Consider the following 24,458-nt stretch of genomic DNA (forward strand, 5'->3'; position numbering starts at 1 on the left):
TTTTACTTAACAATACCAAGGTTTTCCTGTTAAATAATAAAGAAAAATAGAACTCGTTTAATTTTATTTCTCTATTTTCATTTCAAATTTTGCTCATTCGTACTATAATATACTTAAGAGGATTGGATCGGAAAAATGTTTTTGCTGCTTTTCTTAATTTTTGAAAGGAGACGTGTGTCAACATGTTAAAGCGCCTTAGAGAAAAGCTGAAGAAACGTTGGAAAGATTTTATAGGTCAAAAAGGACGTGTACCTACAACTTATAAATAGAATTGTATTTCTATAGCCGAATCAACTAGAGTCTTCTTGCATGCTACGGAATATTCAGGAGGATAAATAACATCACTTGTACATGCTAAGCGCACGAAAACCGTGCGCCCAGCATGTCTTATTTGAAACGCCAAGAAATAAAAAAACTGTTAGGAGAGATCATATGATATATAAAGTACTGTATCAGGAACTTGAAGACGAAGTACCTGTACGTGAACGCACACAAAGTTTATATATTGAAGCAGACTCTGTACGAGAGGTCCGCAATAAACTAAAAGATCGAAATTACAATATTGAATACATCCAAGAACTAGATGAGGCACATCTAAATTATGAAAAACAATCCGAGAAATTTAAATTGGAGAATGTCTGATTATGAAGTTTGTTAAAAATGACCAAACCGCAGTCTTTGCATTAGGCGGACTCGGTGAAATTGGTAAAAATACGTATGCGGTCCAATTTCAAGATGAAATCATTATCATCGATGCTGGAATTAAATTCCCAGAGGACGAGCTTCTTGGGATTGATTATGTCATTCCAGACTATACGTATTTAGTACAAAACCAAGATAAAATCAAAGGATTATTCATAACACACGGACATGAGGATCATATTGGTGGAATCCCTTATTTGTTGCGTGAAATAAATGTGCCGATTTATGGAGGTAAACTAGCTCTAGGTTTGATAAGAAACAAATTGGAAGAGCATGGTTTGCTTAGAAATGCCAAGCTAATTACGATTCAAGAAGATGATGTTATTAAATTCCGTAAAACTTCTGTAAGCTTTTTCCGTACTACCCATAGTATTCCTGATTCCTATGGTATTGTAGTAAAAACCCCTCCAGGGAATATTGTCCATACTGGAGATTATAAATTCGACTTTACTCCAGTAGGAGAGCATGCTAACCTTACGAAAATGGCTGAAATAGGTAAAGAAGGCGTACTTTGCTTGTTATCAGATAGTACAAACAGTGAGGTTCCAGGGTTTACCATGTCTGAGAAAGTCGTTGGTGAAAGTATCAACGATATTTTCAGCCGAGTTGATGGGCGTTTAATATTCGCTACCTTTGCCTCGAATATTTTCCGATTGAGCCAAGTCATTGATTCAGCTGTGAAACACAACAGAAAAGTAGCTGTTTTTGGCCGCAGTATGGAAAATGCCATTAATTTAGGGCTGGAGCTTGGATATATTCAAGCACCAAAAGAGACCTTCGTTGATAGTAATCAAATTAACCGTCTTCCCGCTAATGAAGTAACCATCTTGTGTACAGGATCCCAAGGGGAAGCGATGGCGGCACTTTCTAGAATTGCGAATGGTACACACAAACAAGTCCAATTGATACCTGGTGACACAGTTGTATTTTCTTCTTCTCCAATCCCTGGAAATACAATTAGTGTTGGCCGAATCATTAATAAACTTTACCGTGCAGGAGCAGAAGTAATACACGGACAATTAAGCAACGTCCATACCTCTGGACACGGTAGCCAAGATGAACAAAAACTTATGCTTCGCTTAATGAAGCCTAAGTACTTCATGCCGATTCACGGTGAATACCGTATGTTGAAGGAGCATGTGAAACTTGCAGTTGACTGTGATGTTGAACTAGATAACTGCTTTACCCTCGATAACGGGGATGTTTTAGCGCTCGGCAAAGATACAGCAGAGGTAGCAGGAAAAATTCCTGCTGGCACTATTTATATTGATGGCAGCGGAATTGGCGACATCGGGAATATCGTTCTTAGAGATCGCCGCATTCTTTCTGAAGAAGGACTCGTTATTGTTGTTGTAAGTATAAATATGAAAGAATTTAAGATTGCCGCTGGGCCTGATATTATTTCTCGCGGCTTCGTATATATGCGTGAGTCCGAGGACTTGATAAAAGAAGCTCAAGAACTGGTTACACAACATCTAACAAAGGTAATGGAACGGAAAACGACGCAATGGTCCGAAATTAAGAATGAAATTACAGATACAATTGCACCGTTCTTATACGAACGTACAAAACGTCGTCCTATGGTATTGCCGATTATCATGGAAGTTTAATTCAAATAAAGCATTCAAATAAAGCATTAGTAGTCATTTTTGACTTCTAATGCTTTTTGATTTAATCAATAATAAGATTTCTTTCAAATCGATTGATGTCTTTATCCTTTCCAACTACTAGGAGGACATCTCCATGTGCAAAAATATATTCCGGGTTAGGCGTGACTTCAATCTCTTCCCCTCTTTTGATTGCAACGACATTGCAACCATACTTCGCGCGTATATTTAACTCCAGTAACGACTTTCCTATCATTTTAACTCCTGCTTTTACTTCTACAATACTATGGTCATCGGATAAATCGAGATAATCTAAGATATTGTTGGAAATAACATTGTGAGCAATTCTTCTTCCCATTTCCCTCTCCGGATGGACAATACGATTGACACCAAGTTTCCTCAAGATTTTTTCATGATAATCATTTTGTGCCTTAACGGTTATTCTCTCTACTCCTAAATCTGTTAATATTACTGTTGTCAAAATACTTGCTTGAAGGTTTTCTCCAATGGCAACAATCACATGTTCAAAATTTTGAATGCCGATTTCCTTTAATGACTCTTCATCGGTTGAGTCAAGGATGACTGCGTGAGAGACAATATTTTTAAATTCATTTACTTTCATTTCATCACTATCGATCGCAAGTACTTGTTTTCCTTCTTTGCTCAACTCACGACAAATGCTACCACCGAACCTCCCAAGACCAATTACCGCAAAATCTTTACTCATCTCTATCCCTCCAGAATCTTATGTAAAATAGTATATCTTTTTAAGCGACGAATAACAAAATAATTATAGATTCACTTTTAACAAACTGCTGATTTAGTGAATAGTGGATATTGGGTCGTATAACAATAAATTTTTTAAAATAGTAAAGACGGGTAATTTCATTTTGAAATCACCCGCCTTCTCTATTTAGCATCAAGCATAGTAAATTGGGATTTTACTAATTCATAGTACTTGCCTTTTTTATCAAGTAAAGATCGATGGTTGCCACTTTCTAATATTTTACCATTTTCGAGCACAAAAATTTTATCTGCTTCACGGATCGTGGAAAGTCTATGTGCGATGATGATGGATGTTCTTCCCTTCAATAATCGTTTCAAAGCTTTTTGTATCTTTATTTCCGATTCGGTATCAATACTTGCTGTTGCCTCATCTAATATAATGATACGCGGATTGGCGAGTAACGCCCTTGCAAAAGATAACAATTGACGCTCTCCAGCTGAGAGAATGTTCCCCCGCTCTTCTACTTCTGTAAAATAACCATTGGAAAGCCGCTTTATAAAATCATCTGCACCAACAACTTTAGCAGCTTCCATAACTTCATCGTCGCTTGCATTAGGCCGGCCGAACCGAATATTTTCCATGATTGTTCCCGAGAAGATAAATGTATCCTGTAACACGACACTAATTTTTTCTCGTAAGCTTGCCAGCTCCACATCTAAGAGATTCTTGCCATCAATCTTTACCGAGCCTTTTGTCGGATCATAAAAACGGCTGATTAAATTCGCAATGGTGGATTTCCCGCTACCGGTATGCCCCACTAACGCGATAGTTTCACCGGCTTTAATATTTAACGATATATCATGGAGGGCAATCCGGTCATTGTCATAAGAAAATTGCACCTTATCAAAAACAATATGTCCCTCCATTTCATCAAAACGGTGAGCATTCTTTTTTTCCTTGACATTTGGTTGTTCATCAAGGAATTCAAAAATCCTCTCCGACGATGCCATCGCCATCAACAGTTGAGTATACATTTGGCCTAACCGTGAAATGGGCTCCCAAAACATTCCTGTGAAAGTAGCAAAGGTCACAAAAGTCCCAATGGCAATCCCACCGTTTTCTTCACCTTTCAAGATGAGATATGAACCAAATGCAATTAAAATAATCGTACCTACTGCATCGCTGATATCAACAAATGGACGGAAATAAGCACTTTTCTTCGCTGCATTTCTAAAACTATGAAAGTAACCTTTATTCACTCCATCAAAGAACTCTGCATTTTCATTTTCCTGAGAAAAGGACTGGGTTATTCTCATCCCTTGTATCCCCTCATTTAGGTGAGAGTTCATTCTGGATTGATTAATACGCACTTCTTGCCAAGAACGTCGGATGTTTCTTCTAAGTCTTGTTGAGATATAAAACATAATTGGCACTACAATTAAAACAGCAATAGCCAATTGTGGACTCAATACAAACAAGATGACCATGATACCAACAAGCGTAAGTGTATCCATTAATAAATTAATAATTCCACTTGTGAACAGCTCCTGCAAAGAGTTGATATCATTTAAAATTCTTACTAGTATGGATCCCGCTGAACGATTATCGAAAAATCGATGCGAAAGCCGTTGTACATGAGAGAACAAATGATGCCGCAGATCATAAATGACATTTTGTCCAAGTTTGTTTACCCACCTAATTCGGAGAGTATTTGCAACATAGTTTAATACATATAAGACACCTATCAGCACAACGAGCCAAGTCAACAAACTCGTATCTTTATTAAAGATGGCAATATCTATCGCCACTTTACCAATTAATACGGGAACTGTTAGACGAACAATCATCGAAACAAGCATTGCGATGATTGCGGCCGGCAGATAGCTTTTCGAATATGGCTTTAGATAAGTTAATAACCTTAACATCTGCTTCCAGTTGAAAGGCTTTTCTATTACCTGTTCCACCGTGTAATGAAACCGAGTTAAATAACTCTTTTTCTCAACTTTCGCGTTGGACATCTTTTCCCCTCCTCCTAATGACTTACAGTTTCCATAATTTCTTCCCGATCTTGGTATTGGATATCATATATTCTTCGATAGATTCCATTCAATTCCAATAACTCAGCATGATTACCACGTTCTTTTATTTCCCCCTTATCCAATACTAATATCTCATCTGCATGTTTAATGGATGAAATACGGTGTGCAATGATAAATGATGTTCTGCCGTTCATCACTTCTTTTAAAGCTGATTGGATCTTAAATTCAGTTTCCATATCTACAGCCGAAGTGGCATCATCAAGGATTAATATGCTTGGGTCGATACAGAGTGCACGGGCAATAGCAATGCGTTGCTTTTGACCACCAGACAACCCCATCCCTCTTTCTCCCAATAACGTATCGTATCCCTTTGGTAATTTCATAATAAAATCATGGGCTTGCGCACGTTTGGCAGCAGCAAGCACTTGTTCATCTGTCACTTCTGGCCTTCCATAAGCAATATTTTCACGTATTGATGTGGAAAATAAAAACGGTTCCTGAAGAACAAAACCAATATGACTCCGAAGTGTTTTAAGTTTATAGTCAGAAACATGCAGACCATCAACAAGCACTTCTCCAGCTTCTGCTTCGTAGAACCTAGTGATCAGCTGTGTAATACTTGTTTTTCCGGAACCTGTAGCACCAATCAATCCGATGACTTTCCCAGGGGGAGCATCAAAACTGATATTTTTTAAAGCTGCATCGTCATCTTCTACATATTGGAGTGTTACATTTTTAAATGTCACATGGCCTTTAATTGGACGATCAATGGCATGCTCATTTTCCAGGATGTCCTCTTCTCTATCTAAAATTTCAATTAATCGTTCTCCAGACGCTTTAGCTTGCGAGAACATATTCACAACGAAGCCAAGGTTCATAAGTGGTCCAAGTATATACCAAACAAGACTGAAGAATGCGACTAACTCTCCTAAAGCCAACCGTTCTGTGATGACAAGATATCCACCAAAACCTAACAGAGACACCACTGCGATATTTCCGATAAACTCCATTAACGGAAAGTATTTAGCCCATAACTTAGCCGTATTCAAGTAATTCTGTCGGTAGTCATCATTGCTAGAAGAAAATCTTCCAATCTCAAAGTCTTCACGTGATAGTGACTTAACGGTATTCATTCCACTAATATTCTCCTGCACTCTTGTATTCAATTTTCCAAAAGATTTTCTTACACTTCGGAAGGCAGGGTGGACTTGTTTATCAAACCTAAAGACAATCATCCCTAGGAAAGGCATCGCTAGCATCGTTACAACTGCAAGCGGAATGGAGTAATAAAACATAACACTTAAACTGACTCCTATTAAAAGAATGATTCGGATCAACTCCGCAAATCCTGCAGATAAGAAGAAACGAAAACCTTCTACATCCGCCGTCATTCTCGACATGATATCCCCTGTCTTTGAATTATCGTAGTATTTAAAGGATAAAGCCTGCAGTTTATTGTACAAAGCATTCCGCAAATGATAAACCGACGTCATGCCAAACAGCTCACTCAAATATTGAAATGAAAATGTGGAGATTCCTTTAATTAACATTAAACCGAAAAAAATAAATGAAATATATATAATTAGTTCATATTGATTTTGCATGACAACTTCATCAATAGTTATTTGTAAAATAATCGGATAAGCAACGGTGATACAGGTAAGGATGATTAAGAAGAATAATGACCACAGAAAGTAGTGTTTATGAGGCCAATAGAATTCTTTTAATCGTTCAAAAGTTTTCATTTAATTCCCCCTTCAAAATTATCAGTATATATTAATATAACGGAAACCGAAATAAATAGCTATAATAAATTCATTTTTATGGTAAATTTTTTAAAATAAAAATGAGACATAGGATTAATCCTATGTCTCACAAAAGTCCTGTTAGGGACACCTACTCATTTTTTGTAATTTTTAATATAATAATCTTTCTTTAACTCTTTTAAAATTGCTCTGCGAGTTAATATTCCGTCAAAGTAGCCATCCTCATCGACTACACAAACAAATGCATGATCAATTAATGCATTTAGACCATCCAATAATGTATGTTCCTTGGTAATACGAGGGATATCGCTCTTCATAACTTCATGTACACGCATATCAGAAAGCTTTTCAATTTCAAAGCGCTCGAGGCCCAATATCTCATTTAAAATTACTGTCTTTCCAATAATACCAACTAACTTATACGATGAATCCAGTACAGGTACTGCAGCGTATCCTGATTTAACCAATACAAGCAACGCATGTTCTAAAGGATTGTTTAGTTGAACGTGAGCTACCTTTTCTGAAGAGATCATTAATTCTTCTACTAGGATATTCTGTATTTCTCTTTCTTGCATAGTACTCAACAACATTACCCCCTTATTAAAATAAACAACGAAATTTTTAATCGGGTTGCTTCCTATATCTTGTCCTTTGTATGATACAAATTAACTTGCCATTTCATTCCATTTATTATTTTTTAAGCAGTCATCTATAACTATTGTAACAGAAGTGATGGGTATTACGAAGTCTGGATCGTGGAGATGTGCAAATCAACGGACATTTGCACGGACAACAATTATTTAATCAAAAAAATTCCCTTATACTATGAGCATATGTACCAATTAAGCTAACGTGTAGTAAATTAGACTATAGTACAAGTTTCCCAATGATCATTATACCTATTAATGATGGTGAAGGCTATTTTTACCAAAAGTATTTCTTTTAAATCGGGATTCACTTCAAGAATACTTTACTCAAAGCATTTACTTTATATAAATACAAAGCAAGGATTACACTGACTTTCTCCTATACCCAAATTAACGAATAATTAAACTTATATTGAAGCTGAATTCAAATATATCAACAAATAGATTAAAATGGATACCCTGTCCCCCAGTTAGAATACATTCCTTCTACAACCCTGTCGTTGAGGAGTTTTCAAACCCGTTATACTTTACTTGACTAAAGTATATCGGTTTCTAGGTTAAATGTCAATAATTTAACTGATAATTTAGATTATAACAACACTTCAAAAGTTATTTTAAAAAAATGATCATTCGTATACGCGGTTTTTAATTATCCATGCTATAATCGTTAGGTAACATTGACTTTTTATGTCAAGATTGTTGTAGAAAGGTTTGACCAAGATGAACCGACGCGCCTTTTTAAAAAGAGCTGGTGCCTTTACTCTGGCTTTATTAGGGTTGAGTGGTGGGACGATTTATTACGGTAGGGAAATTGAACCCTCCAGCCTTGAGATAAGAAAAGAAGCAATACTTTCCAATAAACTACCTTCTGTGTTTCACAACAAGAAAATCCTCCAATTTTCCGATACCCATCTCGGTTTTAATTATTCGGTAAAGGATTTAAAAAAACTTGTAAATCTAATGAATAGCCGAAACCCGGATATCATTGTATTTACTGGTGATTTAATCGATAATCCAAAATACTTGGAGGACCATAATCATACAGAAATCATTAATGCACTTCAGCCATTAGAGGCCCCCTTGGGTAAATATTGGATTTACGGAAATCACGATCATGGCGGATATGGGACTGAAACTTTATTCGAAATTATGGAAAGCTCGGGATTCAAACTGCTGCAAAACAGCCACGTTAAAATTAGCGAGCAAAATCAATCCCTTATTTTAGCTGGCATAGATGATATGATGCTTGGTAAACCAGATTTGCAAGCAGCACTTCATCAAGCAAATCCTGATTTATTCACCATTTTATTAGCCCACGAACCTGATTTTGCCGATGAGGCTGTCCATTATCCAATTGATGTACAATTATCAGGTCATAGTCACGGCGGGCAAGTCCGACTTCCAATCATTGGACATTTATACACTCCTCTTTATGCTGAAAAGTATGTGCTCGGTAAATATGTTATAAATAATAAGTTAGAGCTTTACGTAAATGCTGGAATCGGCACGACAAGACTCCCCTACAGGTTATTTTGTAAACCAGAAATCCACGAATATACACTACATGCGAAAATGTCATAAAGCTTTCACATGAAGAACGGTCTCTCCAGTAAAATCTTCTTTCGATAAGTGTTATACTTAATATACAGAGCTATATATATACAGAAAGGAAGATTGTCTTTCATGAAACGCTTGCTATTATTCGTGGCACTCTCCCTTTTCCTAGTCGGCTGTGGGGAAGCAATTGAAACAAACATGAACGAAGATATGATTGATTTTGAGTTTACGAATCAGGACAATGAACCATTCAGCCTCGAAGACTTAAAGGGAAATTATTGGATTGCAGATATGGTCTTTACGAACTGTACTACTGTCTGTCTTCCAATGACATATAATATGAAAACTCTTCAGGATAGTTTAGCTGAAGAAGGATTTGATGATATACAATTAGTTTCATTCACTGTTGATCCGAATTATGACACTCCAGAGGTATTAAAAGAGTATGGAGAAAGTTATGAGGCTGATTTCAGTAATTGGAACTTCTTAACAGGTTATGACTTCGACACCATTAAAGAGATTTCCATCAAAAACTTTAAGAGCCCTTTAATCGAAGCACCTGAAGAAAGTGATCAAGTGACCCATGGAACCAGATTCTATTTAGTCAATCCTGAAGGTACAGTTATAAAACATTATGACGGGGTTAAATCTGAAAGTATGGATACAATCCTAAACGACATCAAAAAAATATATAATGATTAACATCATCTAAAAGCATTTTCTACAAATGCTTTTTTTCTTTCCATTTTTTAATAAAACAACAGTAATCGATATAAATTGCTAACATACTGAACTGAGAAGAAAAACCTTTAGCTGTAATCCGTAGTCCAAGGCCCCTTCTCTTTCCGCAGACGGCAAGTTGCCTCAGATGTAAATGAAATGGTAGTGTAAATCTTTTTGGTAGGACGAGGAATCTCAGCCCCAGACATTGCCACAGGACGGGGTCTCATTCTAACCTCCACTTTTACAGGATTCCGAGTTATCTGGATTGCTCCGTACATGAAGTCCATTGAAGCATAATTGTAAACGATATATTACTTTATTCAATGCTCCACAAAAAGTTTTGCTCAAAGCAGCCCCCCGATACACCGAAGACTCCAGTGGGAGCGCTAGGCTGGTGAGACCCCACAAGGCGCTTACGCCTGAGGCAGACTAAGAACGCCACGTCGTGTGGCAACGTCTGCACTAGCACATCCTGTGCGTCGGAGGCTTATCAGCCACCCACGGAAAGCGAAGGTGTATCGGGGGGCTGCGGAACTACAAAAGAAATCAATTAGCCTAAATTCATTTTATCAGTATTCTATTTCTACCATTGATTAAACGCTTTCTTTAAGGTACGATAGAATTATATTAGAGGTGAAGCAAGGAGTGACTATATGAGTGCTGATATAGATCTGCAAGAAATAGCACAAGCCATATTTACAGTAAACCGGCACGCAAAAACAGCGCCTGAGCCACAACATTTATATTATATTAAAAAGGAAGCAATCAATAAACTACTGAGGGAGAAACACGCAGAAAAAATAGGACTACATTTCTCAGATAGGCCAAAATATAGTAATCAACATTCAACTCTACTTGTAAAAGTAGCTAATTATTATTTTCACATCCCACCTTCCAAAGAAGACTTCAAGGAATTGGAACATCTTGGGTCATTAGATAAAAACTATCGAAATCCCCAATCAAAGATGTCACTATCACAGGCAAAGCGTATATTGTATCCTTATATCAACTATAAGCCTGTAACTAGGCAGAAAAGGAGCCACGCTTATTCATCTTCCTACTATACTCCTTCATCCCTTGGCAAAATGGAATGGCCACCAACGAAAAAGCATTAAGATCACCGATTCAGCTCCTAGTATGATAGTAGTTGAATAATCATATTTAAAAAGGCGTGAAACAAAGTTCACGCCTTTTTATTAATCAATCGTTTATATAGTGATTTAAAACCTTTTACAGTAATTAATAGAAAACCGTACACACCTATAATTTGCAATAGATATGGAAGAAATATTATTGCCTGTGCTTCTTCATTTCCAATCACTAAAATAAAGAAAAAGAGATTTAGAAAAAAAAGACTACCTAGGACAAAGCTGAGCAGATATCCACTACCAGTTTTCATGCCCCATTTTATCAATCGATTTGCCAATACAAACGCACAACCGAGAAATAAAAGTCCAGCGATTAAAAAAATATAATGATGGTGAAATACAATCCAGTTAGTGAAGAAGTCATCCATCAAAGGAACCCCCACCCACAATTTAACATTCTACTTCTAAATTATTCCCAATTCTTAACATTCCCATACATTTTTATTAATTGATAATGTTATAATAGTAGACAACTTATTGGAAAGGCAGCGATCAAGTTGAATAAAGCTTTTGTTTGCATTCTAATTGGAGCGGCATTATGGGGGACTATAGGGTTCTTTGTAAAAAATCTTTATGGCTTTAATTTTACACCAATGGAAGTAGTAACCTTAAGAGTATGGAGTTCAGCAATGATCCTGGTACTATATTTACTCCTTACTGCACCGAAACAACTTGCTCTACATAAGCTTATTGATATTAAATACTTTGTTGGAACTGGGATTTTCAGTATTATATTCTTTAACTATTGCTTGTTCACAGCTATTGAAATTTCTTCTATCCCAGTTGCGACGGCATTGTTATACACCGGACCAATGTTTGTAACTATCTTTTCGTTCTTTTTATTTAAGGAAAGCCTTACGAGAGTTAAAATCCTTTCTCTCTTCATTACTTTATTCGGAACTAGTCTCGTCGTAGGGCTGATTCCCTTCGATAAAAATGCTTTTAAAGTGGGAGCAATTATATTTGGTATTGGTTCAGGAATTGGATACGCGCTTTATAGTATCTTTAGTAAATATGCATTAGTAAAGTACTCCAGTCTTTCGATCACAACATTTACATTCCTAACAGCAGCAATCGCTCTTATCCCCTTTTTTCCATACAGAGAAAAAGCTGGATTGTTGATGGACCCTATGGTACTTATGTATGCATTCGGTTTAGGCTTATTGCCGACTGCCGTAGCATATATCGTATATACTTATGGATTAAATCAGACAGAAGCATCTAAGGCTGCAATATTGACAACGATTGAACCAGTCGTTGCAACCTTGATAGGAATCACCATCTTCACAGAGCCATTCTCTATCTTTCAAATGATAGGAATGCTATGTATCATCGGAGCAGTAATCATCGTTCAACTTTATAGTAAAAAAGAACTTACTATGATAGATAAAGCAGGATAAAATAAAAAACGAAGGGAAGAATTCACTTCCCTTCGTTTTTTATATATTATCTTTCGTTAGAGTAGAACTCAGCGTCTTGATCACGTTTTTTCCGCGTGAGAGCTTCATGCCTCTTCTCAATTCTCATTTCAAGCTGGTTTAAACTATTTTCATCATCTAGTAATTCCCTAATATTTTGGTTTACTAGTTGTTCGAAACTTAGACGTTTTGGTCTCATTTTTCGCACTCCTTTGTACATTCTATTTTTATTATACCCAATTCTCCTTCTTTTTAATCGAAATTATTTGAACATTTTCGGAACTTTTGTTCAAAATTAAAGGAAAATTTAATATTTCATTTTTATTATATGATATTTACATTGAATTTTCAAATAAATCACCCTTTTAAAAGCACTATGCGCAATTTAACAAACACTTTCATGGATATTTTAACTTAGGTCTTACGCTCCGCATGATGTTTCTATCTTTATTTCTTGTTTCTATTTGAGCAATCTAGTACATTCTGGTAAGAAATTCTGCCCATAATTTACAGAAACAAATGATTCTATAGAATAAATTAACGTAATTATCATCGATTATGACCTTCATATATGCTAGTATAAAAATGAATGAGAAATAGAAAAGGGTGGCATCAGTTGGCTTCAAAACAAAAAAATGAATGGATCCAGTGGCTAAAAGCCATGGTACTTGCAATCGTGATTGCACTTTTTGTACAAAACTTCATTTTCGCCACGTCTATAGTTGAAGGAGATAGCATGGAACCAACACTGGAAGATGGCGAGAGATTAATTTTTAATAAGATTGTCTACTTCATTGATGAGCCTAAGCGTGGAGATATCATCATTATTCAGCAACCAAATAAGAATTATGTAAAACGGATTATTGCATTACCCGGAGAAATAATTGAAATAAGAAATAGTGAATTATATATCAATGGTGAAAGATATATAGAAACGTTTCTAAGCGAAGAAGTCCGTGGTAAGACAGGAGAGTATGGCCCGATTCGTGTCCCTCAGAACAGTTACTTTGTTATGGGAGATAACCGTGCAATAAGTAAGGATAGCAGGAATGGTTTGGGTTATATTCACAGAGATGAAATAATCGGTAAATCGGAACTGATCATCTACCCATTTACCGAATGGGAACGTACAGAATAATAAAAGTAAACAGGGCAGTCACTAGTTGATCTGCCCTGTTATATTGACTATTTTTCATTATCCAAAATGCAAAATCCGATATTTAAAATAAGAACTCCAAAAAGAACTACAGCAAAAATTGTCTCCATTTAAATCCTCCCTCTCACACTAGACGTTATGATTAAACATTTTTAATTAAAGTTAATGCTATGTACCTTATCATCCCTTCTATCATAACAATTTTTTTCTCCTAAATAAAGTATATTGTGATAAAATGATGAAAGATTGTTGGAGGTGATATCATGTATTATTGTCCGAATTGTGGAACTAAAGTAAATCAGGATGAACACTATTGTATAAAATGTGGCAAGGCGCTCCCAGATATAGAATCACGCCTTCATACGAAACAGTTTAATAAGTGGTGGATTCTTCCTATTGTTACTGTTGCTGTTGTAATTATAGTTATTGGAGTTTTTTATCTCTATTTAAATAATCAATCCGCAAAAGCAATGGAGTTATATAATGAGGCTGAAAATCTTTTACTTGAAGAGGAATATAAAAAAGCAGGTGAATTGCTGCAAGAATCCCTTCAGCATAGAAAAGACTTTACCCAAGCTCAAATTGCCCTACGATTCTCAAAAGATGCTCTAAGAATTGAAGAGCAGTTGGATAAAGCTAAACAAACTTTAGAAAATGAAGATTATAATCATTCATTAGAACTTATACACGAAGCAGAGAATAACTTAAACACTTATCATGGTTCACTTGTAAGTACGCTAGTAGAAAAAATTGATGAATTTCAGGCGTTGGTGCGTCTTCAAGAGCTACAGGCAAAACTATCTCAGACACCTTCTATCGATGAAATTAGAATATTGATTTGGGAAGCGGAAGAAATAAAGCATCCTGACGCAAATGAAATTGCTTTACAATTAAGAGAACAACTGGTTGATTACACCTTTTCAAAAGCAAGTGAAGCATTGAATGACAAGCAGTTTAATGATGCATTATTGATTACGGAAGACGGTTTGAAATATGCTCCAGATTCCGAAAAACTACAAAGCTTGCTGACAAATATCAATAAAGAAAAGCTATCGTTTGAATCAGCTATTAATGAGCGACTGGAACAAGCGATGGATACAGCATATAAAGAAAATCAGATGAACAAAAACGATGCAATAGAACTGGTTTCTGTTGACGTGGAAAATGATAAAGATGGAAAAATTGTCATTAAAGGTGAAGTGAAAAGTAATGCCACAGTACCTATAAATTCTATTCTTGTTGAATACTCCCTATCCCGGAATGAAGAAGAATTTTTATCAAATGAGATTTATGTTTTCCCGGATGTTCTTTATCCAACTGAACACGGAAGATTTGAATTCACTCACTTCGATCTAGAAGATAAAAGTTCAGATATATCAGCGGAAGTCAAAAAAATCACATGGTATACCGAATAATAATACGGTCATGAATAATGAGGTGAAAAGAATTGAAACAAAGAAGCATTATCGCAATAGCATTATCCATCACCTCCCTACTGCTTGGGATATTCATTATGATAAAAATGTATTCCGATTGGAAAGCTGATGAGCTTACAGTAAATCAACCTGTTATAAATCTTATACAGGAAAACAGCGGTAGTTTGGATTTAAAATCAATCATCCATGAAGCTGAAAAAAGTGTCATTCAAATTGAGGGGCATAACGAACATCAGACTATTACTGGATCTGGTTTCTTATATAATGATAAAGGTGATATTATTACGAATGCCCATGTTATTGAGCATGCAGAGGCAATTTACGTAAAAACAGCAAATGCAAGATTTTACCCTGCTGCTGTTATAGGTATAAGTGAGGTAACTGATATTGCAGTGATTCGTGTACCCCAATTAGCCAATGGCGATCCACTCCCCCTCTCAGAAGAAGTAGCAGAGATTGGAGATGAAGTGATTGCACTAGGCAGTCCTCACGGTTTTCAGAATACAGTTACATTAGGGATCATTTCCGGTACAGAACGCAATTTTGAAGTAGATGGTTACAATTATTCCGACGCATACCAAATTTCTGCCCAGATTACCCATGGTAATAGCGGAGGGCCACTCATTCATAGAGAGACCGGTGAAATTATTGGAATAAATTCAGTAGGTACGCAAGATGGATTAATTGGATTTAGTATACCGGTTCATGAAGTAATCGATGAAGTGAAAGAATGGTCCAATCAGGCAAAAAATGATGAATTGAATTTCGCAAGCATAACCGATATCGTGAATACGATAAATGAAGAGCAAGGATTAGAAGATGCAATTTATCTTACAGAGTACTTCTGGGACAGCATAGCCATCCGTGACTATATTAGTGCTTATTCACTCCTTGGAAGTGGACTGCAACAAAGCGCTTCTTATTCAGATTTCAGAAATCGTTATATTCACATTGTTGACTTGAGGATTAAAGATACAGACAGTGAGTTATTGGATAATAATCAAATTCAATCTACAATAGAAGTGGATATCATAAAACGTGAGGATAACCAAGAGGATGAACTGACAACGTCGAAGAGCTTTCAGTTTACATTTTCGTATGAAAATGATCAATTAAAGATAACAAATATTAAAGAAATATCGAATTAATTTTTTGTAACAGCTTGTACTTTCTGTGTATTCGTCTATACGTTTTTCCCCCATTTGCATATAGTAACACTGTAGATATGGGAGGTGAAACGTATGGGCTTTGGATATGGCGGAGGATGCTATGGCGGCGGCGGTTACGGATACGGCGGTTATAATAACTTCGCTCTAATCGTCGTGCTTTTTATCTTGCTTATTATCGTCGGAGCAGCATTTTTCTACTAAAAAAGAATGATAGCTTGTGCATATACCCTCATGCACAAGCTATTTTGTTTTATAAGCGAATAATTTATGTTATCTATTTAGCCAATGATCATTCTCTCTTTAGGGTAATGGATATTTGACATTGTGGCTTTTGGTTGGAACATAAGCAGGAAAGTGATGACCCCCACCCTTCCAATAAACATAAGTATCATCAACACTATTTTACTGGCGACGCTGAGCTCTGCTGTAATTCCCATAGAGAGGCCTACTGTACCGAATGCAGAGCTGACCTCAAACAGGATCTGCATTAAGGTTAAATCCTCAATTGCCGATACAAATAAAATTGATGCAAATACAAACATTCCTGCTCCCATAGTGATGATCATCGCTTTTTTAATATCGTCTTCATGCACTTCCCTCTGAAAAATCCGTACATGCTTTTGTCCTCGCATATATGAATAGATAAATAAGATCAACAGGGCGAAAGTAGTCGTTCTGATGCCACCGCCAGCACTGCTCGGTGAAGCACCGATAAACATCAAAAACGACAAAAATAATTGATTCGCTTCTGATAACAAGCTTACATCCAGTGTAGCGAGTCCACCACTCCTTGTCGTAACGGACTGGAATAGAGAGTAAAAGAAAGCTTCGTGCCAGATCATATTTTGGAAAAAATCTTTACGATCGAAAATATATATACCTATAGTACCTATAAAAACTAGTACACCGAATGTAATTGTCGTCACTTTAAAAAACAAACTGAAACGAAAAATTGTCTTGTTTTTCCGTCTGTATAATATGTATTCCTTTAGTTCAATTAACACAGGGAAGCCAATTGCCCCAAAAATAATTAAAAAGATAGTGATCAGCTGATAAAAATAATCATTTTTAAAAGGAATCATCGATGCACCAGTCAGATCAAATCCCGCATTGGATATTGCAGTAATCGTGCTGAAATAGCCGTGAAAAAATGCTTCTTGCAACGGAATCCCGTAATAAAGTGAAAAATATGTGCCCAGAACGAGAACAAAGATGAATTCAACAACCAGAATTAGGATGATAATTTCCTTTATTAAACGGACAATCCCTTCAAAACTTGTCTGATTTTGATCAGTCATAATCAATCTTCTTTCATTCAGACCAATCTTTTTCCCAAATAGCAGCCAAATCAATGTACTCATCGCCATGACTCCAACTGCGCCAAGATGTAATATTATCGTCAAAAAGATAATTCCCGTCGTACTGAATGTATCTACGATGGAAATCGAGCTTAATCCCGTTATGCTAAGCGCGCTGACAGCAGTAAATAACAGATCGATAAATGGGATGGAGACTCCCTCTTGATATGAAGGGGGTAATGCAAGTAAAATAGTTGAAACTGCTACTGCAGCGATATAAAAAAGCAGTAATAATTGTACTGGTGTTAAACGGTTTAACCAGAGAATTCTTCCATATCTGTTGTTCATAATTAAATACCCCTATGCTAATTCGAATTAGAAATCTGATTTAAACTTTTTTAAAAGCTCCTCTCCCCTATAATCTTCATTGGTTAACTTGACTAATTCATTTTCCAATTTTGCAGTTCGTCTGTCAACCATTTTTCCCAATAGAAGGACGTTCATATGGTCACCAATTTTATTTATTCCAATAATAGAAGCAATGCATGTAGCCAATTCATTGGATTCAGTAGTAATTCTTACATGGATAATCAATTCCTCATATTTACTTTTCAAGTCTTGAAAGTAGGGCATTTGTCTACCTTCCACATAGGCCTCGACCAACCAACGATTTTCATTATCTTCTCTATTGATGATCAACCCATCAAGAAGTGGAACAGATGTATATTCATATGTATCTGATTCCAAATCGACAATATGCAATTGTTTTAATTTAAACGTCTTCATCCTTATTCTCCCCCGCATATTTTGTTACTTGAAGTGTATCAAAAATATGTACAAATGAAAATGAAAGGAATAGACTGATTGTATAATTTTAAGAAAATCACGATAAATGCAGGAAATTTGAAAGTGGTGTACAATTGTAATGTCATTATACAGCTGGGAGCGGGTAAACATGCGGGTCATAGCCTTTATTCTTTTATTATTCGTATTAACAGCTTGCTCTGGAAACGATTCTGCTATTCCTCTACAGAAGGTGGAGACTAAAAGTCAGGCAGAAGAATTCCACGAGGAAGATTCTGATGTATGGAGTGATGAGGAACCAGAGAAAATTGGTGATTTTCTCGAATTTATGATTGAAGATGAAGTTGTGTCCATTTCGATAACGGAAATTCCGATTCTTCATGAGTTTATACAAGCTCAAAAAAATCCACAACAAGCGATTGAGGGAATGCAACTGGACAAACATGAAGTCGCTTTACAGCAATTCTATTTACTTCAGTTTTCCTGCTATAAAAATCATTGTTCACATATTATTTTACATCCCGATAAAAACAAATCTGCAATTCTAATTGCAGATATGGCGAGATACGAAACATTCACTATCTCACCAGATGAATCAAAAATTGCCATTCTGTTTAGCCGTCTAGGAGAACAAGAAGTTCCCCTTGGTGATATCGTTGTATTTGATCTTACCAATTGGTCATCAATAGCCCTCATAAATGATTCTAAGGACAAAGATATGCTTGGTTATAAATTTCCGATTCTTAGTGTTGAATGGCAAAGTGACGATTCCATCGCAATCAGCTACCCAGATTTAATTGAAACTAGCAAAGAATATTGGGATGCATGGAGTGTGGCCGAAGAGAACTCAAAAACTATAGAAACATTCCATTTACAAACAGACTAAACAACAGAAAGGGAGAAATAATAATGAACGAAACTATACAATTACTTCATAATCATCGATCCATTCGTAAGTTCACATCTGAAAAATTAACAAATGATGAAGTAAGAACGATTGTTAAAGCTGGTCAACGTGCGTCAACATCGAGTAATGTCATGGCTTATTCCGTAATAGGAGTAACGGATGAACATTTAAAAAAGGAATTACGAGCAGTTTCAGGTCAGAAATATGTGGAAAACAATGGCTATTTATTCGTTATCTGTGCTGATTTAAGTCGTATCGCCAAATTAAATAAAGAAAAGGAAAATATCAGGAAGAACCTGGAAAGTACAGAGCAGTTTATTGTAGCAACTGTGGATGCAGCATTAGTAACGCAGAACATGGTTATTGCTGCTGAATCAATGGGCTTAGGTGCCTGCTTTTTAGGTAGTTTACGTAATGATATTAACCGTGTAGATGAACTTCTTCAGCTTCCGGAGTATGTCATCCCTCTATTCGGTTTGGCAGTTGGACATCCTGATCATAAACCAGACATCAAGCCACGTTTACCTTTTGAAGCAGTTTTCCATGAAAATACATATGATAAAGATAAGAAAGAATTTGTTCAAGCATATGATGAAATTCTTTCCGACTATTACCAAAAACGTGATTGCAATAACAGAGATGATAATTGGACCAATCAAATGATCAAAAAATATAGTGTGCTGACACGGATGGATGTTTCAGCATACGTACAAAAGAAAAATTTCAATAAACATTAAGATGTCAGGGGAAAAAATACCCCTGATTTTTTTATGATTATTTTTGCAGGAAGTATTTTCCAAGTATATTTTCATTGCAAATTCTAATACTAAAACTGTAAGTTGAAGTACCCCTACAATTTAACTAATCTTTATCATACGAAGAAAGATGTGATTGTTTTGAAAAGAACTTCGACAATTTTTCTCTTTTTCATCGTTTTACTTTGTGGTTGTTCAAACACAACCAGCTCGGACAAACCGAACGATAGTGGGGTGTCCATTACCCAAACATCTACAAACTATCAACAAGAAGCTAGTCAACAGGCGAAACGTCTCATAGCAAATGAACATGAAATTAACGAAATTTTTGCTGTTAACAATGATAAATTGCTCGTCATTGGTGTAGATCCGAAACAACACGATCGCCTTCAATTAAAAGAATTGCGAAAGACATTTAAAGAAATCCTTGAATCAAATGGAATAAAACAAGACATTGAGCTGTCCACAGACCAAAAAATCATCTTAGAACTAAGGAAACTGGAAGAGCAGCTAGATAACGGGGCGTTATCAAAAAAACAATTAAACAAGGAACTCGAAAGAATACAAAAGCTTTCCAAAGAACAAACCTAATGACAAGTACAAGAGGTGGATTTACGTGGCTAATCAAAAAAAACAGAAACAACAAGCTCAACAATATCAATCCTTTGAAGAGAAGCGCGAAACAAAGCGCCCCATATTACTTAATTGCATCAAAGCATTCCTAGTCGGCGGCTTCATTTGTTTTATTGGCCAATTAATCACTACTTTTTATATTTATTTCTTTAATTTCACTGAACAAACAGCAGGCAGCCCTACTACAGCAACACTTATTTTTATTACCATGTTACTTACTGGTTTTGGTCTTTATGACCGTATTGGACAGTTTGCAGGTGCAGGTTCTGCGGTACCCATTACAGGGTTCGGAAACGCGGTGATCTCATCAGCGATTGAACATCGAACAGAAGGATTTATTGTCGGTGTTGGTACGAATATGTTTAAAGTTGCTGGACCCGTCATTGTCTACGGTGTATTTGCTGCATTCGTCGTTGCACTTATTAAAACGATTTTCCTTCAATTGGGAGGCTCTTAAATATGTTAGTTGGAAACCAGACTTGGGAATTCAAGAAAAAGCCAGTAGTCATTTCAACTGGTGTAACAGGAGGGCCATTTGAAGCAGAAGGTCCTCTAAAAAACGATTTTGATAAATTATTTGATGATGGGTGGGTGGAGGAATCAACATTTGAAAAGGCACAGCAACGGCTAATGGAAGAAGCTATGGAAATAGCGATTCAAAAAAGCCCGATCGAGAAGGAACAAGTGAATCTTTTTCTAAGTGGCGACCTGATCAACCAAATCACCCCATCCACTTTCAGTGCCAAAACAATCGATCTACCGTATCTTGGTTTATTTAACGCATGCGCTACATCTGCAGAAGGATTAGCTTTGTCAGCTGCTCTCATAGATGGTGGGTTTTCTGATTATATCATTACTGGGACTTCCAGTCATCATGCTGCCGCTGAAAAACAATTTCGTTATCCGAATGATTATGGGGCACAAAATCCACCAACATCTCAATGGACAGTTACCGGTGCAGGTTGTGTGCTTCTAGGTAAAACCGGCCACGGACCCACGGTCACTTCGGCTACGGTTGGAAAAATTGTCGATATGGGAATAACGGATCCTTTCAATATGGGAGGCGCAATGGCACCTGCAGCGGTAGAAACCATTCAAGCACATTTACAGGATAGAAATTTGGATTCTTCGTATTATGATTTAATCATAACAGGAGACTTAGGGAAAATCGGAAGGGAAACTTCCTTTGATTTATTGAATCAACAAGGCGTTACGTTACAGGATAATCAGTATGTAGATTGCGGTATGACCATTTATAGTAAAGATCAACCCGTTCAAGCCGGGGCTAGCGGTACAGCTTGTTCTGCAGTTGTAACATATGGCCATTTTCTTAAAAGGATGATTCAAGGTGAATTTAAAAAGATATTAATGGTTGCTACGGGGGCACTGCATTCACCTTTAAGCATTCTACAAAAAGATTCCATTCCGTGTATCGCACACGCAGTCTCAATTGAAATGGAGTGAGTTGTAAATGATTTTTTTCTGGGCATTTGTTGTTGGTGGTCTAATTTGTGTTGTCGGCCAAATCATGTTTGATGTATTTAAACTTTCTCCAGCCCATACCTTAACAACCCTCGTAATTATTGGTGCTATTTTAGACGGATTGGGTTGGTATGAACCCCTAATTGATTTTGCGGGTGCTGGAGTAACCGTGCCCATTACGAGTTTTGGAAACTCCTTAGTCCATGGTGCTCTAGCAGAAGCAGAAAAACACGGATTAATTGGAGTCGTAACTGGTATGTTCGAGGTGACAAGTGCTGGGATTTCGGCCGCAATTATTTTCGGTGTGGTCGGTGCACTCTTATTTAAGCCGAAAGCATAAACGAACAATATATGTGACCAAAAGGAATTCCTTCTGGTCACATTAGTTATGCTTCTATAGATAATACAACTTTTCCAAACTGACTATTTACATTTAAATGGTCGAAAGCTTGTTTGGCATCTTGAAGGTTGAACACTTTATCGATAACCGGTCGAATTTCATGTTTTTCCATCAGTTCCAATAACTCATGTAACTCTTCCCTGCTCCCCATAGTTGATCCAAATAGTTTATATTGGCCATAAAAGAACTGTCTTAAATTAATATCCACTTCGTCTTCCGTTGTTGCACCATAGATGACCATCCTGCCACCTTGCTTCAAAACACTCAATGAACGGTTGAAAGTTGCAGCACCAACACTGTCAATTACGAGATCGATTTCTTCTTCTTTCAACGCTTCAGACCAATCACTGTCAGTGGAAATAGCTTTATCAGCTCCTATTTCTAATGCCTGCTTCTGCTTATCTTCACTTCGGGAGGTAGCGATTACTCTTGCCCCCATGCTTTTTGCGAATTGAATAATAAATGTGTTCACACCACTGCTTGCTCCTGGTATGAATACCGTTTCACCCGCTTTTATTTGTCCTTTTGTAACTAGAGCACGATATCCGGTTAGAGCTGCCAGCGTCAGAGATCCGGCTTCCTCCCAGGACAAATACTCAGGCTTCTTCTCTAATTGCTCTTCATGAATGACAATTTGTTCAGCGAATGTTCCATGGTCAGGCATACCTAAAATATCAAATCCCGTTGGTGGTGCATCACTATTTTCATACCAATTTAATGATGGGTTGATGATCACCTCATCTCCAGGCTGGAATCGGGTAACTCCCTCCCCTACCGTTTCGACTATCCCAGCACCATCTGAACCTAATACTAATGCTTCTTTGTCGCTTCCCATACGATTTGGAATATATAGGTCCCTCCGGTTGAGACCAGCTGTCTTCAACTTCACAACAATTTCATTTTCCTTCGGCTTAGGATTGGGCATGTCTTTCAACTTCAGTTCACCGTACTCCAATACAAATGCTTTCATTCATGATCCCCTCTTCCTTATGTAAATATATATTAATTCAGATAATTTACACCTATTATTACGGACTTTGTCAAAAATAGCAATTAGTTTGATTCAATTAAAAACTCCCTCCATCATTATGGATGGAGAGAGTGATTTGTAACATGCGAGTCGGTAATTCCTCATTTAATTGGAAGCCAGATTCAGCAAAGCCCGTGGTTGTTTATGGAATAAGAAAAACACAATCAATGTAGATAAAACAAACGACGGGAACATATAAGACATGTTATATAGTAATGAATAAAGCCAAGCAGGCTGCCCCTCTATCGCCGAACCGAAAAACACAATTCCTGCAATATAGTGGGCTAAAAAACGTAAGCCGGAACCTAACAATACACCCGCTGTAATATAAGTCAAATACGTTTTTACTTTACCATCTTTCACTGCCTCTTGAACTTGCATTGCAAAAATACCAGCAAATCCGATGACAGTGAAGGCAATTGCATAATCAATAAACCCTTGTAGCGGAGTTAAAATATAGGCATTTCCCGTAGCCACCTGAAGTATTCCCCACAGAAATCCAGATAGCAATCCTCCCTTTAATCCCCATCGAAAGGCAATAATAAAAACTGGAATCATTGCAAAAGAAACCGATCCACCCTGCGCCCAAATTTTAAATCCTAGCGGCAGGATGTCTAATAACAAGGCAAGTGCTGTAAATATCGAAACTTCGATTAAAAACAATAATTTATTAGACTTCAAAGAAAGCTCCCCTTTTATAACAATTATTTTGAACACAAAAAAAGCAATGCCAAGGGAAGGTTCCTGATGGTACCGACTCGCATTGCTTTTTATCCATCAAAAAACCACCATCCCTACGCTAGTATTAACTAACAGGTTCAAAGGGTCAGAGCATCAATATGCTCACTCTCAGCTATAAAAGCTCCCCCGGCAGGCTTTTTACTCTGCTTTTTTTGTCTACATGTATTATAGCTTATAACTACAGCCCTTACAAATTTACAGCTCTAGAAGATTGAGTCAAGTACTTGTGGGAGTTTTTTAAGTCCCTTATTTTATACTGTTTTCGTCCAGTGTTTTGTTAGCGTTATCAACCCTATATTGCTCTAAAATGTTT

At 36.7% G+C, this 24,458-nt stretch carries 25 protein-coding genes, 1 pseudogene and 1 riboswitch; of the genes and pseudogenes, 16 read left to right on the forward strand and 10 right to left on the reverse strand.

Going from position 1 to position 24,458, the window contains the following annotated elements:
• Positions 1–432 precede the first annotated feature (432 nt).
• Positions 433–642 carry a DNA-dependent RNA polymerase subunit epsilon gene (locus ACFSBH_RS10885; RefSeq protein ID WP_251512532.1) on the forward strand — a complete coding sequence of 70 codons (210 nt, stop codon included), beginning with the start codon at positions 433–435 and terminating at the stop codon, positions 640–642.
• Positions 643–644: 2 nt separating this feature from the next.
• Entirely contained in the window at positions 645–2,312 is a 1,668-nt protein-coding gene (gene rnjA / locus ACFSBH_RS10890) for a ribonuclease J1 (protein WP_251512531.1), read from the forward strand.
• 61 nt (positions 2,313–2,373) lie between these two features.
• On the opposite strand, the gene ACFSBH_RS10895 is transcribed toward rnjA, so the two are convergent.
• From ACFSBH_RS10895 to cbpB, 4 genes are all read right to left on the reverse strand, one after another.
• Positions 2,374–3,036: a potassium channel family protein gene (locus tag ACFSBH_RS10895; protein WP_251512530.1), complete on the reverse strand. Its 663-nt coding sequence runs from the start codon at positions 3,034–3,036 to the stop codon at positions 2,374–2,376.
• A 182-nt stretch (positions 3,037–3,218) separates the two neighbouring features.
• Positions 3,219–5,054 carry an ABC transporter ATP-binding protein gene (locus ACFSBH_RS10900; RefSeq protein WP_251512528.1) on the reverse strand — a complete coding sequence of 612 codons (1,836 nt, stop codon included), beginning with the start codon at positions 5,052–5,054 and terminating at the stop codon, positions 3,219–3,221.
• Positions 5,055–5,068: 14 nt separating this feature from the next.
• On the reverse strand, positions 5,069–6,820 hold the full coding sequence (locus tag ACFSBH_RS10905) for an ABC transporter ATP-binding protein (protein ID WP_379597473.1): 1,752 nt from the start codon (positions 6,818–6,820) through the stop codon (positions 5,069–5,071).
• Positions 6,821–6,975: 155 nt separating this feature from the next.
• On the reverse strand, positions 6,976–7,425 hold the full coding sequence (gene cbpB, locus ACFSBH_RS10910) for a cyclic-di-AMP-binding protein CbpB (protein ID WP_251512523.1): 450 nt from the start codon (positions 7,423–7,425) through the stop codon (positions 6,976–6,978).
• A gap of 783 nt (positions 7,426–8,208) precedes the next feature.
• Here cbpB and ACFSBH_RS10915 point away from each other — a divergent pair.
• From ACFSBH_RS10915 to ACFSBH_RS10925, 3 genes are all read left to right on the forward strand, one after another.
• Positions 8,209–9,069 (forward strand): metallophosphoesterase, encoded by an 861-nt coding sequence (locus tag ACFSBH_RS10915; RefSeq protein WP_379597476.1) that lies wholly within the window; start codon positions 8,209–8,211, stop codon positions 9,067–9,069.
• Between the two features lie 102 nt (positions 9,070–9,171).
• Positions 9,172–9,747, forward strand: a complete 576-nt coding sequence (locus ACFSBH_RS10920) for an SCO family protein (protein WP_251512518.1) — start codon at positions 9,172–9,174, stop codon at positions 9,745–9,747.
• A 674-nt stretch (positions 9,748–10,421) separates the two neighbouring features.
• Positions 10,422–10,883 (forward strand): YkyB family protein, encoded by a 462-nt coding sequence (locus tag ACFSBH_RS10925; protein ID WP_251512515.1) that lies wholly within the window; start codon positions 10,422–10,424, stop codon positions 10,881–10,883.
• Positions 10,884–10,951: 68 nt separating this feature from the next.
• On the opposite strand, the gene ACFSBH_RS10930 is transcribed toward ACFSBH_RS10925, so the two are convergent.
• Positions 10,952–11,284, reverse strand: coding sequence for a hypothetical protein (locus ACFSBH_RS10930; protein WP_251512514.1), 333 nt, complete (start codon positions 11,282–11,284; stop codon positions 10,952–10,954).
• 129 nt (positions 11,285–11,413) lie between these two features.
• On the opposite strand from ACFSBH_RS10930, the gene ACFSBH_RS10935 reads away from it, so the two are divergent.
• A complete protein-coding gene (locus ACFSBH_RS10935; RefSeq protein ID WP_379597479.1) occupies positions 11,414–12,316 on the forward strand; it encodes a DMT family transporter in 903 nt (300 codons plus the stop codon).
• Between the two features lie 46 nt (positions 12,317–12,362).
• Here ACFSBH_RS10935 and ACFSBH_RS10940 read toward each other — a convergent pair whose 3' ends face one another.
• On the reverse strand, positions 12,363–12,533 hold the full coding sequence (locus ACFSBH_RS10940) for an FbpB family small basic protein (RefSeq protein ID WP_251512512.1): 171 nt from the start codon (positions 12,531–12,533) through the stop codon (positions 12,363–12,365).
• A 390-nt stretch (positions 12,534–12,923) separates the two neighbouring features.
• On the opposite strand from ACFSBH_RS10940, the gene lepB reads away from it, so the two are divergent.
• From lepB to ACFSBH_RS10960, 4 genes and pseudogenes are all read left to right on the forward strand, one after another.
• Positions 12,924–13,472 carry a signal peptidase I gene (lepB, locus tag ACFSBH_RS10945; protein ID WP_379597481.1) on the forward strand — a complete coding sequence of 183 codons (549 nt, stop codon included), beginning with the start codon at positions 12,924–12,926 and terminating at the stop codon, positions 13,470–13,472.
• A gap of 281 nt (positions 13,473–13,753) precedes the next feature.
• Positions 13,754–14,905, forward strand: coding sequence for a zinc ribbon domain-containing protein (locus tag ACFSBH_RS10950; protein WP_379597483.1), 1,152 nt, complete (start codon positions 13,754–13,756; stop codon positions 14,903–14,905).
• 32 nt (positions 14,906–14,937) lie between these two features.
• Positions 14,938–16,074 (forward strand): S1C family serine protease, encoded by a 1,137-nt coding sequence (locus ACFSBH_RS10955; RefSeq protein ID WP_379597485.1) that lies wholly within the window; start codon positions 14,938–14,940, stop codon positions 16,072–16,074.
• A gap of 144 nt (positions 16,075–16,218) precedes the next feature.
• Positions 16,219–16,296 (forward strand): annotated as a pseudogene (locus ACFSBH_RS10960) (YjcZ family sporulation protein); the annotation flags it as partial.
• 77 nt (positions 16,297–16,373) lie between these two features.
• Here ACFSBH_RS10960 and ACFSBH_RS10965 read toward each other — a convergent pair.
• Positions 16,374–17,741, reverse strand: a complete 1,368-nt coding sequence (locus ACFSBH_RS10965; RefSeq protein ID WP_379597487.1) for a TrkH family potassium uptake protein — start codon at positions 17,739–17,741, stop codon at positions 16,374–16,376.
• A 27-nt stretch (positions 17,742–17,768) separates the two neighbouring features.
• Positions 17,769–18,179, reverse strand: a complete 411-nt coding sequence (locus ACFSBH_RS10970) for a YwpF family protein (RefSeq protein ID WP_379597489.1) — start codon at positions 18,177–18,179, stop codon at positions 17,769–17,771.
• Between the two features lie 169 nt (positions 18,180–18,348).
• Between ACFSBH_RS10970 and ACFSBH_RS10975 the strand changes: the two genes are divergently transcribed.
• From ACFSBH_RS10975 to spoVAE, 6 genes are all read left to right on the forward strand, one after another.
• Positions 18,349–19,083, forward strand: coding sequence for a hypothetical protein (locus ACFSBH_RS10975; protein ID WP_379597491.1), 735 nt, complete (start codon positions 18,349–18,351; stop codon positions 19,081–19,083).
• A 23-nt stretch (positions 19,084–19,106) separates the two neighbouring features.
• A complete protein-coding gene (gene nfsA, locus ACFSBH_RS10980; protein ID WP_251512504.1) occupies positions 19,107–19,841 on the forward strand; it encodes an oxygen-insensitive NADPH nitroreductase in 735 nt (244 codons plus the stop codon).
• Positions 19,842–20,000: 159 nt separating this feature from the next.
• Complete coding sequence (locus ACFSBH_RS10985; protein ID WP_251512503.1) at positions 20,001–20,450, forward strand: YhcN/YlaJ family sporulation lipoprotein; 450 nt, start codon at positions 20,001–20,003, stop codon at positions 20,448–20,450.
• Positions 20,451–20,475: 25 nt separating this feature from the next.
• A complete protein-coding gene (spoVAC, locus tag ACFSBH_RS10990; protein ID WP_251512501.1) occupies positions 20,476–20,949 on the forward strand; it encodes a stage V sporulation protein AC in 474 nt (157 codons plus the stop codon).
• 2 nt (positions 20,950–20,951) lie between these two features.
• On the forward strand, positions 20,952–21,956 hold the full coding sequence (gene spoVAD / locus ACFSBH_RS10995) for a stage V sporulation protein AD (protein WP_251512498.1): 1,005 nt from the start codon (positions 20,952–20,954) through the stop codon (positions 21,954–21,956).
• Positions 21,957–21,963: 7 nt separating this feature from the next.
• A complete protein-coding gene (gene spoVAE / locus ACFSBH_RS11000; RefSeq protein ID WP_251512496.1) occupies positions 21,964–22,314 on the forward strand; it encodes a stage V sporulation protein AE in 351 nt (116 codons plus the stop codon).
• A gap of 46 nt (positions 22,315–22,360) precedes the next feature.
• Here the strand turns inward: spoVAE and ACFSBH_RS11005 are convergent, their stop codons facing one another.
• Complete coding sequence (locus ACFSBH_RS11005) at positions 22,361–23,344, reverse strand: zinc-binding dehydrogenase (protein ID WP_251512494.1); 984 nt, start codon at positions 23,342–23,344, stop codon at positions 22,361–22,363.
• Between the two features lie 165 nt (positions 23,345–23,509).
• Positions 23,510–24,085, reverse strand: coding sequence for an energy-coupled thiamine transporter ThiT (gene thiT, locus ACFSBH_RS11010; RefSeq protein ID WP_251512491.1), 576 nt, complete (start codon positions 24,083–24,085; stop codon positions 23,510–23,512).
• Between the two features lie 92 nt (positions 24,086–24,177).
• Positions 24,178–24,283: riboswitch (TPP riboswitch) on the reverse strand.
• Positions 24,284–24,458: the final 175 nt, after the last annotated feature.

Source organism: Oceanobacillus luteolus, assembly GCF_042678205.1.
Lineage (GTDB): Bacteria > Bacillota > Bacilli > Bacillales > Amphibacillaceae > Oceanobacillus > Oceanobacillus luteolus.

What these genes read in the sequence shown, in the direction of transcription:
- ACFSBH_RS10885 (WP_251512532.1), top strand. Translation starts at nt 433, where the DNA reads ATGATATATAAAGTACTGTATCAGGAACTTGAAGACGAAGTACCTGTA.
- rnjA (WP_251512531.1), top strand. Translation starts at nt 645, where the DNA reads ATGAAGTTTGTTAAAAATGACCAAACCGCAGTCTTTGCATTAGGCGGA.
- ACFSBH_RS10895 (WP_251512530.1), bottom strand. Translation starts at nt 3,036, where the DNA reads ATGAGTAAAGATTTTGCGGTAATTGGTCTTGGGAGGTTCGGTGGTAGC.
- ACFSBH_RS10900 (WP_251512528.1), bottom strand. Translation starts at nt 5,054, where the DNA reads ATGTCCAACGCGAAAGTTGAGAAAAAGAGTTATTTAACTCGGTTTCAT.
- ACFSBH_RS10905 (WP_379597473.1), bottom strand. Translation starts at nt 6,820, where the DNA reads ATGAAAACTTTTGAACGATTAAAAGAATTCTATTGGCCTCATAAACAC.
- ACFSBH_RS10915 (WP_379597476.1), top strand. Translation starts at nt 8,209, where the DNA reads ATGAACCGACGCGCCTTTTTAAAAAGAGCTGGTGCCTTTACTCTGGCT.
- ACFSBH_RS10920 (WP_251512518.1), top strand. Translation starts at nt 9,172, where the DNA reads ATGAAACGCTTGCTATTATTCGTGGCACTCTCCCTTTTCCTAGTCGGC.
- ACFSBH_RS10925 (WP_251512515.1), top strand. Translation starts at nt 10,422, where the DNA reads ATGAGTGCTGATATAGATCTGCAAGAAATAGCACAAGCCATATTTACA.
- ACFSBH_RS10930 (WP_251512514.1), bottom strand. Translation starts at nt 11,284, where the DNA reads ATGGATGACTTCTTCACTAACTGGATTGTATTTCACCATCATTATATT.
- ACFSBH_RS10940 (WP_251512512.1), bottom strand. Translation starts at nt 12,533, where the DNA reads ATGAGACCAAAACGTCTAAGTTTCGAACAACTAGTAAACCAAAATATT.
- lepB (WP_379597481.1), top strand. Translation starts at nt 12,924, where the DNA reads ATGAGAAATAGAAAAGGGTGGCATCAGTTGGCTTCAAAACAAAAAAAT.
- ACFSBH_RS10950 (WP_379597483.1), top strand. Translation starts at nt 13,754, where the DNA reads ATGTATTATTGTCCGAATTGTGGAACTAAAGTAAATCAGGATGAACAC.
- ACFSBH_RS10965 (WP_379597487.1), bottom strand. Translation starts at nt 17,741, where the DNA reads ATGAACAACAGATATGGAAGAATTCTCTGGTTAAACCGTTTAACACCA.
- ACFSBH_RS10970 (WP_379597489.1), bottom strand. Translation starts at nt 18,179, where the DNA reads ATGAAGACGTTTAAATTAAAACAATTGCATATTGTCGATTTGGAATCA.
- ACFSBH_RS10975 (WP_379597491.1), top strand. Translation starts at nt 18,349, where the DNA reads ATGCGGGTCATAGCCTTTATTCTTTTATTATTCGTATTAACAGCTTGC.
- nfsA (WP_251512504.1), top strand. Translation starts at nt 19,107, where the DNA reads ATGAACGAAACTATACAATTACTTCATAATCATCGATCCATTCGTAAG.
- spoVAD (WP_251512498.1), top strand. Translation starts at nt 20,952, where the DNA reads ATGTTAGTTGGAAACCAGACTTGGGAATTCAAGAAAAAGCCAGTAGTC.
- spoVAE (WP_251512496.1), top strand. Translation starts at nt 21,964, where the DNA reads ATGATTTTTTTCTGGGCATTTGTTGTTGGTGGTCTAATTTGTGTTGTC.
- ACFSBH_RS11005 (WP_251512494.1), bottom strand. Translation starts at nt 23,344, where the DNA reads ATGAAAGCATTTGTATTGGAGTACGGTGAACTGAAGTTGAAAGACATG.